Origin of the sequence: Winogradskyella sp. J14-2 (genome assembly GCF_001971725.1) — a bacterium.
Classification (GTDB): Bacteria; Bacteroidota; Bacteroidia; order Flavobacteriales; family Flavobacteriaceae; genus Winogradskyella.
On sequence record NZ_CP019388.1, the window covers coordinates 3,092,656 to 3,105,678 of the forward strand.

Genomic DNA, 13,023 nt, shown 5'->3' on the forward strand with positions numbered 1-13,023 from the left:
CACTATCTCATTATTTTATTTGGAAACACCACCAAGCTCTCATGCCCATCCTCACCCACAGCTGCCACGCCAAAAAGGAAATTATCAATAACGATGCCTTCTAAAGTAAATTCGGTAACGTCGCCAACATAGCGGCTATAATCCCAACTTGGAGATGTGGTATCTCTCCAATAAATTTTGTACCCTTTGGCACCATCAACCTTGTTCCATTCCAATTTTGCTGATGGTTCTACAATACCACCAATACCGACGTCATTGGGTGCTGGTGGAGCGGAGGCAAGGCTCGCCATGGTAATGGCATTAACGGCTGTTAGTTTTTTGGCATAACCAAAGTTAACGTGCTCAAAGGTATCGCCATAATTGATGCCGTTTTCGGTTCGGATGTCTTGATGTTGTTGCGTATAGTTTTCGTGGGCTTCCATAATACGAATGCCTGCAAAACCAGCATCGTTAAAAGGTCTGTGATGGCCACCACGACCAAATCGGTCTAGACGGTAAATCATCATTGGGTTCATCTCTGGCATATAGGTTTGTGTGGTTTTATGAACGTAGCGCGCTAATTGCCTTGAGATACCATCAACTTCACCACCATAAAAACGTCTTGCTCTAGCTGATCTGGCCAGTTTTTCTGGATCGGTTTCATCAGTCGTAATAGGTTCAGAAAAGATGCGGAAGGCTCTATTGTCAATCACTCCATCAACACCTTTAATATTTCCTATCATATCATTGTTTAGCACACCAATAATGTCCCAATTGTTGTCCTTGGCATACTTGGCCATGCCTTGGCCGCCAAACAAACCTTGTTCCTCACCAGATAGTCCTAAATACACAATACTGCTTTCAAACTTATATTTTGAAAGCACTCTAGCAGCCTCAATAGCACCTGCCATACCTGTAGCATTATCGTTAGCACCTGGCGAATCTGATGTAAAATCTGTTGGGTCTGACACTCTAGAATCAATATCGCCACTCATTATAATATAGCGATTAGGATATTTGGTACCTTTTTGAATGGCAACAACGTTGACGATATTTACGTCTTTTATAATGCGCTGATTTGTTCCTTTTTTGAAGAAATTCTCTTGGAAAAATACCTCTAAGCAGCTGTTGCAATCTTTTGAAATATTGTCAAATTCAGCTTTAATCCAACGTCGTGCCGCACCAATGCCACGTGTTTCAGAAACTGTATCACTTAGGGTGTGGCGTGTGCCAAAATCGGCCAAGGTTTTAACATCTTGTTTTAGTCGTTCTACCGATATAGAATCGATGATACTATATAACTTAGAATCTAATTGGCTATATGTAGCTTGTGTTATACAAAAAAAGGTGAGCGTAATTTTTATAAAACGAGTCATTTTTATTTTTTACTTTAAACGGTTATATTTTTTAGAATTTTAGATAAGTATTAAAAGCAGTACTTTTTTATTGGATAAAGGTAACTTTTGAAATGAGACCATCCTCAACTTCATAAATTGCTATAGCGTAATAGACTTTTTCATTTATAGTAGCTTTTTCATAATCTATAACCTTGTTGCCCAAAACAATTCTATTCATAATTTCTGCATTTAGATCTGGTACTTTCTCAAAGATAACTTCATATCTTTTGACTAATTCGTCTTTACCGTTAGAAGTTATATCTTCTGGAAATTGGTAAAGCTTAATGTCTTTTGTATAGGTTTTACCGAACTCTTCGATATCGCGTTTGTTATAAGCTTCTAACTGCTCGTTTACAATAGTCTCAGGATTAGATGTAGTATTTTTATTTCTAATAAATGTCATGGATTTTATACCATCTTTATCTACATTATATACTGTAGCTTGTCTTATGGTAAGATTATTAAGTGTTACCAATTCTTCATCAACAACATAATTATTGAGCACCATGCGGTTTAAGACTTTGACGTTAGATTTTTTGTTATTTCTAAAAAACTCTCTGTAATTTTCTTTGAGAGTGTTTCTGCCTGAATACATGTAATCTTTTGGAAACTTATTGACTACCACATTAGCATCAAAAGCATTTGAAAAAGCATTAAGATCTCTAGTATTAAATGGTGCAATGTGTTTTTGCACTATGGCAGCTGCTTCGGTATCAGATAATAGTGTTATAGCTTCAGTTTGGTCATTTGTACTATCACTAACTTCTAAATTTTCATTTTCTGAATGTATATCTGCAGCAATAAGAAGTTTTGAGCCATCTTTGTTAGTCGCAAGACGCGTAATGTTTTTAATACCATAAGACGATAAATCCGCAATTCTTTTCCAGTTGTTATCTTGTTTAAGCGTTAATTTATACAATATTCCATTTTTGCCAGATAGAAGTGTTTTGCTGTCTAGCCAGCAAATATCTTCAACACCTTCCATAGTATTTGCGATGAGTCTTGTAACACCGTTTTCAGGATTTAAAGATCTTATTTGCCATGGTTTGTTAGCTTCTTTATAAATAAAACTCACTAAATCGGATTTAGGGATTTTATGAAACGAACGACCTACACTTGTAGCATATTTTCTGCTTTTACCATCTGTAATGTTTGTGAGATATAAATTTAGTTGCTCGTTTTCAATAACAGCAGAAACTATTGAGTTTTCATCGTACCAAGTATAGTAGGCAACGATCAAATCTTTTATTAACTCTGTAGATTCACCATTACTTAGATTATAACTATATAGACGTTGTTTGCCATCTGTATCTAATCTAACAGCAGAAACAGCATTTTTATTCGGAATTTTCAAAGGTGTGTATTCACCTCCTTTAGTAAAATTTATAAATGTTTTTGATTTGTAGGTTATATGATATTGAGCAATATCGGTTTGCCCACTTCTCGTAGAAGCATACAAAATATTGGTGTCTCCAAAGAACGAAGGTTGGTTATCATATCCTTCATTATTTGATATGTTGGTACCATTTGAAACTTTAATTTTAGCGTTGTTCTTATTTAAGTCAAAAAGAAAGATTTCAGAATTAGATTGCGCAAAGCCAAGAGTGAAAAAAAAGGGAAATAAGATTAAAAAACAATATTTCATAAGGTAGCAAGATTGATTCCTTAAATATAAGCATTATCTAGATTGCTGTTTTCTAAAATGCTTTAAATTAAGGTTGAAGGCATAAGAATCAATTATTATTTTAAAGAGAATACAATTTATCGACAAAACTTGCAATTGATAACAGTTTAGCGAATTAATAGGCTTTTAAAAAGGATTAGCCTGATAATGAGGGACTTTTTTTAATATTAGATATATCAAACCAAACAAAGACACCAATCCTTAGTATAACTTAATCCCTCTAGAGTTATGAATCCTATCAAATCATCCATTAACACCATAAGTTTTTTTATGTGTCTATTGCTACTACAAACTAGTTTTGGGCAAAATAGTACGGCTGAAAACGAAAACAACGTTCTACCTACAGACGAAATGAATATATCTACAGAAACCGCTGAAGTTGATGACAGGCCTAAAATAAGACTGTTATTTACTTCTATAGGTATTATAAACAGAGAAATTCTCTTAACTGTCGACGAAAGATGTACAGATGGCTATGATTGGGGATTTGATGGTCACCTAAATGACGTACAGGTAGATGATATGTCTTGGTTAATCAATGAAGAACTGTTTGTGATACAGGGCATTGGCGCTGTAGATACTGAAGAAACTTCTTTACCTCTCAATATACAAAAAAGTGCTGTCGGTGATGTAGTAATAGCTATTCAATCTTTAGAAAATGTACCAGATGAATGGGGTATTATACTTTATGATACCGAGCTTGGTATGCATTACGATTTAAGAAGTACTAATTATGAGGCAACCTTACCTGCAGGTATTTATCAAGATAGATTTGTTTTGGGATTTCAAAATCCTAGTGCTTTGAGTATTGATGATAATGAAGAAAATCAATTAGAGTTTTATTATGAAATGAATAGTGATAAGTTAGTAGTTCTTAATCCTACAAACTCAATTTTAACAAATATTGAAGTTTATAATATTTCAGGTCAATTAGTTTATAATATTAAAGATGTAATAGATAATATTCGTTCGGAGTATAGGATAGATAATTTAACTTCTGGTACTTATATTGTTAGGATTAATACAAATGATAATAAAGTCATTACAAAGAAAATTATTGTTAACTAGTCTAACTAACACGGTGAAATAAAAAAGCCAATTCTATTGAATTGACTTTTTCCATTTCTGACTTAAACTTAAACTAAAAGCAGTATTTATTTTCTGCCTTTACTTTTTCGGCAATTTCGTTTCGTAAATCAACGATATCCGGATAATTTTGATATTTAGTGAAACGTTTTAAGCCCATAAGCATCATACGTTGCTCATCTCCTTCAGCAAACGAAATAATACTTTCTTTACCTTTATCTTCAATAATATTTACCGCATTAAATAAATATAGCTTAGACATAGCAATTTGTACAGATTGAGCCTCTTCACCAAAACGTTTTGCATTTTTTTCAGTTCTTAAAATTGTAGATTCTGCCATATATATTTCTATTAAAATATCTGCAGCAGCAACTAAAAGCTGTTGGTGTTTTTCCATATCTGGACCAAACTTTTGAACTGCTGCACCAGCTACCATTAAGAATACCTTTTTAAGCTTAGCAATCATTTCTTTTTCTTCGGAGAAAAGCTCTGAGTAGTCTGGTGTGTCAAAAGAAGGAATACCCATTAGCTCTTCTTGCACTTTCATTGCAGGACCTAATAAATCTACATGACCTTTCATGGCTTTTTTAACGAGCATACCAACAGAAAGCATTCTGTTAATTTCGTTGGTGCCTTCGTAAATACGTGCAATACGAGCATCTCTCCAAGCAGCTTCCATTGGTGTTTCTTCAGAAAAGCCCATGCCTCCAAAGATTTGGATACCTTCGTCAGCACAGTTTTGTACATCTTCTGATACAGCTACCTTTAAAATCGAACATTCAATAGCGTATTCCTCAACACCTTTTAATTCGGCTTCCTGATGTGAGTTTCCAGCAGCAACACGCAGCGCAATGCGGTCTTCAATATTTTTAGCTGCTCTATACGTTGCAGATTCGCCAGCATAGGCACTTGTAGCCATTTGTGCAAGCTTTGCTTTTATGGCACCAAAATCGGCAATTGGTGTGTTAAACTGTTTGCGCTCATTGGCGTAATTTACTGCGGTAGTTAAAATTCGACGTTGCGAATCTAAGCAAGCCGCAGCTAATTTAATACGGCCAACATTTAGGGCGTTCATGGCAATCTTAAAACCTTCGCCACGACCAGCCAACATATTTTCTACTGGTACAATGGTATCGTTAAAAAATACTTGTCTAGTAGAGCTGGCACGAATACCGAGCTTATGTTCCTCTTCGCCGAGTGTAATACCGTTTGGATTTTCAGGATCGTATTCTACGATGAATCCTGTAATGTTTTTGTCGTTTTCAATACGTGCAAAAACAATCATTAAACTACAGAAGCCTGCATTAGAAATCCACATTTTTTGACCGTTAATTTTATACGATTTACCGTCAGCCGATAGTTCAGCACTTGTTTTACCAGAGTTGGCATCAGAACCTGCACCAGGCTCTGTTAAACAGTAAGCACCAAACCACTCACCAGTGGCTAATTTAGGTACGTATTTTTTCTTTTGCTCTTCAGTACCGTAAAGTGTAATAGGCATGGTGCCAATACCTGTGTGCGCACCAAAAGCTGTGCTAAATGAGCCTGTGCCAGACGAAATATAATCGCATACCAAGCAAGTAGATACAAAGCCCATGCCTAGGCCATCGTAAGCCTCAGGTACAGCCACACCTAAGAAACCAAGCTCTCCTGCTTTGCGCATTACTTCTTCTGTAAGCGCATAATCTTTAGCTTCAAAGCGGTCTCTGTGGGCAACAATCTCACGATCGTTAAATTCCATAACCGCTTCTTTCATCATGTTTTGTTCTTCTGAAAAATCTTCAGGCGTAAAGATGTCTTCACAATTTGTTTCTTTTACCAAGAATTGACCTCCACGAAGGATGTCTTTTTCTATTTCTGACATATTTTTGTAAGATTAAGAGATTCAAGATTCAAGATTCAAGACTTATAAATCAAGTCTAGATTGAAATCCCGAAATCATTTTTTGTATTTGTTTTATTTGTTGTTCTAATTCTAAAAATTTTTCTTCTGTAATATAGTTTTCATTAAAAGCTACATTCAATTGTGTTTCCCATTCAAAAGCAGAACCTAAGCTATTTTCTAAATAAATATTGAAATGCTTATCTGAACTTTTGCTTGATCCTTCTGAGATATTAGAAGGTATAGAAACTGCACATCGGTTCATTTGACTCATTAATCCATAAGTTTCAAATTTTGGAAAAGCTCTAGTAATCTTATAAGAATCAGAAACTAATTTCATGCTTTCATTCCAAATTTTTAATTTTTTAAAATTATGCATATTCAAGTCCTGTTTCTTGATTCTTAAAATCTTGGTTCTAACTTAAAAATTCAAATATTCCAGCAGCACCTTGTCCAGTTCCAACACACATAGTAACCATACCATATTTATTTTTCATGTCACGCTTACGCATTTCATCAAACAGTTGAACTGAAAGTTTTGCTCCTGTACATCCAAGTGGGTGTCCTAGTGCAATTGCACCTCCATTAACATTAACAATATCTTGGTTAAGGTCTAACTCTCGCATCACTGCTAAAGATTGTGATGCAAAAGCCTCATTAAGTTCAATTAGCTCAATATCTTTTTGAGATAAGCCTGCTTGCTTCAACGCTTTTGGAATAGCAGCTACAGGACCAATACCCATAATTCTTGGTGGTACTCCTGCAGCAGCATAACTCACTAAACGCGCAACTGGCTCTAGATTTAATTCTTTAACCATGTCTTCACTCATTACTAATACAAACGCAGCGCCATCACTGGTTTGAGAAGAATTTCCCGCAGTAACTGAACCACCTTGAGCAAAGACAGGTCTTAATTTTGCTAATGCTTCTTTGCTGGTTCCTTTTCTTGGACCTTCGTCTTTATTAACAGTAAACTTTCGTGTTGCTTTTTTACCATTGGCATCAACATAAGTTTCTTCTACTTCAATAGGTACTATTTGGTCTTGAAATCTGTTTTCTTCAAGAGCTTTTAAAGCTTTCATGTGCGAATGGTAAGCAAACTCATCTTGGTCTTCTCGAGACACGTTGTATTTGTTTGCTACAGCTTCAGCAGTATTACCCATTCCCCAATAATAGTCTTCATGACCAGCGTTAACGATATCGTAGTTTAATTCTGGTTTAAAGCCTGTCATAGGAACAGAGCTCATACTTTCGGCTCCGCCAGCAATAATACATTCTGCCATACCAGCTTGAATTTTAGCAACTGCCATAGCAATGGTTTCTAATCCTGAAGAACAGAATCTGTTAACCGTTACACCTGGTACGTCTACTGTATTTAATCCTATTAACGAAATTATACGTGCCATATTAAGACCTTGAGATCCTTCTGGCATTGCATTACCAACAATAACGTCATCGATACGAGTAACATCAAAGTCTGGCAATTTACCCATCATATACTGAATGGTTTCAGCAGCGAGCTCATCGGCTCTTTTAAATCTAAAACCGCCTTTTTTAGACTTACCAACTGCAGTTCTATATCCTTTTACTATATATACTTGTTTCATTTTCATTGAGTATTGAGTATTGAGTTATTAGTATTGAGAATTATAACTTTTGTTGAAAAGCATAATTCATTTTTTGAATTTCAATACATAGCTCAATAATCGGTTGTACTTTGTCTTTTTTTATTAAATCTAATTCAATTATTAAAAGTAATTGTGTTTGAAGCTCACAAGCAGAGCCATTAGCAATACTTAAAAAATGTTTGAATTCCTTTTTGGAATTTCTTCCAGCTCCTTCAGCAATATTAGAAGGAATTGAAATAGCACTTCTTTTAACTTGAGATGTTAATCCAAATTTTTCTTCTGATGGTAGTTCCGCAATAAGTAAGTACACAGTTTTTGCCAATCTAATTGACTTTTGCCATATTTTTAAATCTTCAACTTTGTGCATTTCTAACTACTTAATACTAATATCTCAATACTATAAATAATTTAGTTACGAAGTGGTTTACCTGTTTTTAGCATGTGCTGAATACGTTCTAGCGTTTTACGCTCTGTACAAAGCGAAAGGAATGCCTCACGCTCTAAGTCAAGTAAATATTGTTCTGTAACTAGAGTCGGCTCTGATAAATCTCCACCAGCCATAACGTAAGCCAGTTTATTAGCAATCTTTTGGTCGTGCTCACTGATGTAGTGACTAGCTTCCATAGCATCTGTTCCTACTAAGAACATTCCTAAAGCTTGTTTACCAAGTACCTTTATATCTTTACGTTTTACAGGTTGCGTATAACCAGCATCTGCTAATAGTCTCGCATGTGCTTTAGCGGTTGCAATCTGACGATCTTTGTTAACCACCACGACATCTTTTCCTTTTTGAAGTACGCCTAAATCAAAAGCTTCGTAAGCTGAGGTTGCAACTTTAGCCATACCTATAGTTAAGAAATACTCTTGTAATACGTTAAGCTCTACATCACCTTTATGAAATTCATCTTGAGCTCTAAGCGCCATTTCTTTGGAGCCTCCACCGCCAGGAATAACACCAACGCCAAACTCTACTAAGCCTATATATGTTTCTGCAGCAGCAACAACTTTGTCTGCATGCATTGATAACTCACAACCACCACCAAGAGTCATACCATGAGGTGCTGCAATTGTTGGTATTGAAGAATAACGCATACGCATCATTGTGTCTTGGAAATACTTGATAGCCATATTAAGCTCGTCATACTCTTGCTCAACAGCCATCATAAAAATCATTCCAATGTTAGCACCAACAGAGAAATTAGCTCCTTGATTACCAATTACTAAACCTTCAAAATCTTTTTCTGCTAAATCCACAGCTTTGTTTAATCCTGCTAAAACGTCACCACCAATGGTATTCATTTTAGATTGGAATTCGCAGTTTAAGATACCATCACCTAAGTCTTCAATTAGAACTCCAGAGTTTTTAAAGACTTCTTTAGATTTTCTGATGTTGTCTAAGATGATGAAACTATCCTGACCAGGAATTTTTTGTTGTGATTTTGAAGGAATATCGTAAGCATAAGAAGCTCCGTCTTTTACGGTGTAGAATGACGTGCTACCAGATGCCAACATGTCGTTAACCCAAGCATTTGGTTCTAGACCTTCTGCTTTCATCATTTCAATACCAGCTTCTACACCAATAGCATCCCAAATTTGGAAAGGACCATGTTCCCAACCAAAACCGGCTTTCATAGCATCATCAATTTTATATAAATCGTCTGTAATCTCTGGAATACGATTAGAGACATATGCGAATAGAGCAGCAAAACTTTTTCTGTAGAATTCACCTGCTTTATCTTTTCCTTTTACTAATACTTTAAAACGATCTACAACTTTATCAATCGTTTTCGTTAGTTCTAATGTTGCAAATTTTGCACGTTGTTTTTCTCTATAATCAAGGGTATTAAGATCTAGCGATAAAATTTCTTTTTTACCGTCATTAGAGACAACTTTTTTATAGAATCCTTGGCCTGTTTTGCTTCCTAACCATTTGTTTTCCATCATGGTATTGATGAAATCTGGTAGTTGAAATAACTCATGTCTCTCGTCATTTGGACAGTTTTCTCTAATACCGTTTGCCACGTGTACTAGAGTGTCTAAACCAACAACGTCTACAGTTCTAAACGTTGCAGATTTTGGACGACCAATTACAGGACCAGATAATTTGTCTACTTCTTCAATAGTTAGATCTAAGTCTTTTACTGTGTGAAACAGACTCATTATACTGAAAATACCGATTCTGTTACCGATAAAAGCAGGAGTGTCTTTGGCAACAACCGAAGTTTTTCCTAAGAACTGTTCTCCGTAACCATTTAAAAACTCTAATACCGAAGCATCAGTTTTTGGTCCTGGAATAATTTCGAATAGCTTTAAATATCTCGCTGGATTAAAAAAGTGTGTGCCACAGAAGTGTTTTTGAAAATCTTCACTTCGGCCTTCGCTCATAAATTTAATAGGAATACCAGAGGTGTTTGAGGTTATTAAAGTACCAGGTGTTCGGTGTTTTTCAAGCTTTTCAAAAACTTGTTTTTTAATATCTAAGCGCTCCACAACTACTTCCATTATCCAATCTACATTTGCAACTTTCGCAATATCATCTTCTAAGTTACCTGTTGTAATGCGGTCTTTAAAAGATGGGTGGTATAGTGGCGCAGGCTTAGATTTAATTGATGCAGTAAGTGCGTCATTAACAAGGCGATTGCGCACAACTTTATCTTCTAGAGTAAGTCCTTGTGCTTTTTCTTTATCATTCAGTTCTCTAGGAACAATGTCTAATAATAAGACATCTACACCAATATTGGCAAAGTGACAAGCAATACCGCTTCCCATAATACCAGAACCAATGATGGCAATTTTCTTTATTCTACGTTTGCTCATTGTTTTAATATGTGTTCTTTTTGATTGTATATTTTTTTATTAGAAATCATGTTATTGATAAGCTCAGCGACTTCATAAAAATGTTCTATTTTTTGGGAGCTTATATTAGACTTTATGGCATCATTGAACGTTAATACACGTTCTTTTGAGTAGGCTCTTTTCTCTTTACCAAATTCTGTTAAATGAATTAAGACACCACGTCCATCTTCAGGGTTTGGTTTACGTTCAATTAACCCTTTTTCTTCCATAGTTTTAAGTGTGCGCGAAAGGCTTGTGGCCTCCATTCCCATTTTGGGACCTAGAGAAGTGGATGGTGTACCTTTTTCGGGATCAATGCTTAATAAAGCAAAGCCAGTAGCCATGGTAGTATCAAATTTTGAGGCTTCTTCGTTATACATTTTGTTAACTGCTAACCATGTAGTTCTTAGCACGTAGTCTATAGTTTTATCCTTCATTTGTATTTAGTTAGAAACCAAATATAATAAAAAATACTATGCACGCATAATATATTTTGAAAAATTATGCATGCATAGTATTAAGGCGTCTAGACCTAAGAAGACTTATGTATTAGGGTCTGTAAATTTTTTGGTATAAAGCGTCATATTTCTCTCTAATAACACTTCGCTTCATTTTCATGGTAGGTGTGAGGTGACCATCATCTATAGTCCAAATTTCAGGCGTAAGTTCAAAACGTTTAATTTGCTCCCACTTGCCAAAGTTTTTGTTGTATTTGTCAACTTCTTTTTGGATGCGCTTTATCACAATTTCGGAAGTACCAATTTCTTTTTCAGATTTACCAATCTTATGTTTTTTATGATCTATCCAATCTCTGATAAATTCAAAATTCGGTTGAATTATAGCTGCTGGCATTTTTTCTCCTTCACCAATAACCATAACTTGCTCAATGAATAATGATTGCTTTAAATCATTTTCTAAAAGTGTTGGGATAATGTATTTACCTCCAGAGGTTTTAAACATTTCCTTTTTACGACCTGTAATTTTTAAGAAGCCGTCTTCGTCAATTATGCCTTTGTCACCTGTATGAAAGTAAGCGCCAGTCATTACACTATCCGTTTTCTCTGGGTCTTTATAATAGCCCATCATTACGTTGGGGCCTTTAATTAAAATTTCGCCATCTTCTGCAATCTTAACTTCTACATTATCTATGGGTTTACCTACAGTTCCTACTTTATAGTGCTTATCTTTATACATTCCTACAGAAACTACTGGTGAGGTTTCTGTTAGGCCATACCCTTCCATAACTTGCATCTTACCAGCAGAAAACACTCGAGATAAACGTGGCTGAAGTGCAGCGCTTCCGGAAACCATAGTTCTTAGTTCGCCGCCTAAGGCTTCGCGCCATTTGCTAAAGATTAATTTATTAGCAATACTGAGCTTAAATTCATACCAGGAGCCATTTGCTTTGTAAGGCTCCCATTTTTCGCCTAGTTCTACAGCCCAATAGAAGAGCTTTTGCTTAATACCAGAAAGTTCGTCTGCCTTAAGCATAATTTTATCAAACACTTTTTCTAGGAGCCTCGGTACAACACTCATTAAGTGAGGTTTTATTTCTTTTGCATTTTCACCAATTTTGTCTAGACCTTCTGCAAAATAAACACTAGTGCCAGCATATTGATATATGTATATGAGCACACGTTCAAAAATATGGCAAATAGGTAAAAAACTTAGTACTCTAGTTTCACCATCAATTTTAGGGAGACGTTTAGAAGCATCTAAGGCGTTACTGGTTATATTCCAGTGAGATAGCATTACACCTTTGGGCTTACCTGTTGTGCCAGATGTATAAATAATTGTAGCTAAATCGTCTGGTTTAACATTGTCTTTTCTAGCCTCTACTTCTTGTTGGTTGTTTTCATCTTTTCCTAGTTCAAATAATTCTGAATAATGTTTACAACCTTTAATATGGTTAAAGGAATATACTTCTTTTAGTTTGGTGTTTGATTGAACTTTTCTAACTTTTTCAAGCACTTCTTCATCTGAAACAAAGCAGTAAATAGATTCGCTATGATTTAAAACGTACTCGTAATCTTCTGCTGAAATTGTTGGATAAATTGGAATATTTTGCGCGCCTAACTGCAAAATTCCAATATCCATGATATTCCATTCGGTTCTGTTAGTTGAGGAAATGATGGCAATTTTATCATCTTTTTCCACACCTAATTTAAGAAGTGCGCGACTTACTGCATTGGCTTTATTAATGTACTCTTGAGTGGACATAGGTGTCCATTGACCATCGTACTTTGTTACTAAAGCTTTAGCGTTTGGTTTATGCTTTAGTTGATAATAAGGAAAATCAAAAAGGCGTTTAACGTCTGTCATAATCTAAAAATCAGCAAAAATGTGTAGGAGTTTTTACGAAAATAACAAATATAGGATTAATTATTTTGGAGTGAATAATTAATTTTTTTTTCAATTTTTAGTTGGGTTTCTTTTTGAGCTCTAATTAAAACAAGCTTCTTAAAAAAAGAAACCTATTTCTATGGTGTGCCTTTAAGCTAAAAATAACTTAAAAGTTTTTAGTGCTTATTTT

The 13,023-nt window shown here is 35.2% G+C and carries 10 protein-coding genes; 1 reads left to right on the top strand and 9 read right to left on the bottom strand.

From position 1 onward, the window contains the following. Positions 1–2: 2 nt before the first annotated feature. Both BWZ20_RS13930 and BWZ20_RS13935 read right to left on the bottom strand, forming a co-directional pair. Positions 3–1,355: a M28 family metallopeptidase gene (locus BWZ20_RS13930; protein ID WP_076620812.1), complete on the bottom strand. Its 1,353-nt coding sequence runs from the start codon at positions 1,353–1,355 to the stop codon at positions 3–5. A gap of 67 nt (positions 1,356–1,422) precedes the next feature. Further along, the gene (locus BWZ20_RS13935) at positions 1,423–3,021 is read right to left on the bottom strand and encodes a nuclear transport factor 2 family protein (RefSeq protein ID WP_076620814.1); all 1,599 of its coding nucleotides are present in this window, start codon (positions 3,019–3,021) and stop codon (positions 1,423–1,425) included. A gap of 267 nt (positions 3,022–3,288) precedes the next feature. Between BWZ20_RS13935 and BWZ20_RS13940 the strand changes: the two genes are divergently transcribed. Continuing rightward, entirely contained in the window at positions 3,289–4,128 is an 840-nt protein-coding gene (locus BWZ20_RS13940; protein ID WP_076620815.1) for a T9SS type A sorting domain-containing protein, read from the top strand. A 73-nt stretch (positions 4,129–4,201) separates the two neighbouring features. On the opposite strand, the gene BWZ20_RS13945 is transcribed toward BWZ20_RS13940, so the two are convergent. From BWZ20_RS13945 to BWZ20_RS13975, 7 genes are all read right to left on the bottom strand, one after another. Continuing rightward, positions 4,202–6,010, bottom strand: a complete 1,809-nt coding sequence (locus BWZ20_RS13945; RefSeq protein ID WP_076620816.1) for an acyl-CoA dehydrogenase family protein — start codon at positions 6,008–6,010, stop codon at positions 4,202–4,204. A gap of 42 nt (positions 6,011–6,052) precedes the next feature. Beyond that, positions 6,053–6,406, bottom strand: coding sequence for a four helix bundle protein (locus BWZ20_RS13950; protein WP_076620817.1), 354 nt, complete (start codon positions 6,404–6,406; stop codon positions 6,053–6,055). Between the two features lie 37 nt (positions 6,407–6,443). Continuing rightward, entirely contained in the window at positions 6,444–7,634 is a 1,191-nt protein-coding gene (locus BWZ20_RS13955; protein ID WP_076621372.1) for an acetyl-CoA C-acyltransferase, read from the bottom strand. A gap of 40 nt (positions 7,635–7,674) precedes the next feature. Beyond that, complete coding sequence (locus tag BWZ20_RS13960; RefSeq protein ID WP_076620818.1) at positions 7,675–8,022, bottom strand: four helix bundle protein; 348 nt, start codon at positions 8,020–8,022, stop codon at positions 7,675–7,677. 41 nt (positions 8,023–8,063) lie between these two features. Further along, the gene (locus BWZ20_RS13965) at positions 8,064–10,472 is read right to left on the bottom strand and encodes a 3-hydroxyacyl-CoA dehydrogenase/enoyl-CoA hydratase family protein (RefSeq protein WP_076620819.1); all 2,409 of its coding nucleotides are present in this window, start codon (positions 10,470–10,472) and stop codon (positions 8,064–8,066) included. Next, positions 10,469–10,927, bottom strand: coding sequence for a MarR family winged helix-turn-helix transcriptional regulator (locus tag BWZ20_RS13970; protein ID WP_076620820.1), 459 nt, complete (start codon positions 10,925–10,927; stop codon positions 10,469–10,471). The genes BWZ20_RS13965 and BWZ20_RS13970 overlap by 4 nt, the downstream gene beginning before the upstream one ends. 112 nt (positions 10,928–11,039) lie before the next feature. Next, a complete protein-coding gene (locus tag BWZ20_RS13975; RefSeq protein ID WP_076620822.1) occupies positions 11,040–12,812 on the bottom strand; it encodes an AMP-dependent synthetase/ligase in 1,773 nt (590 codons plus the stop codon). Positions 12,813–13,023 lie beyond the last annotated feature (211 nt).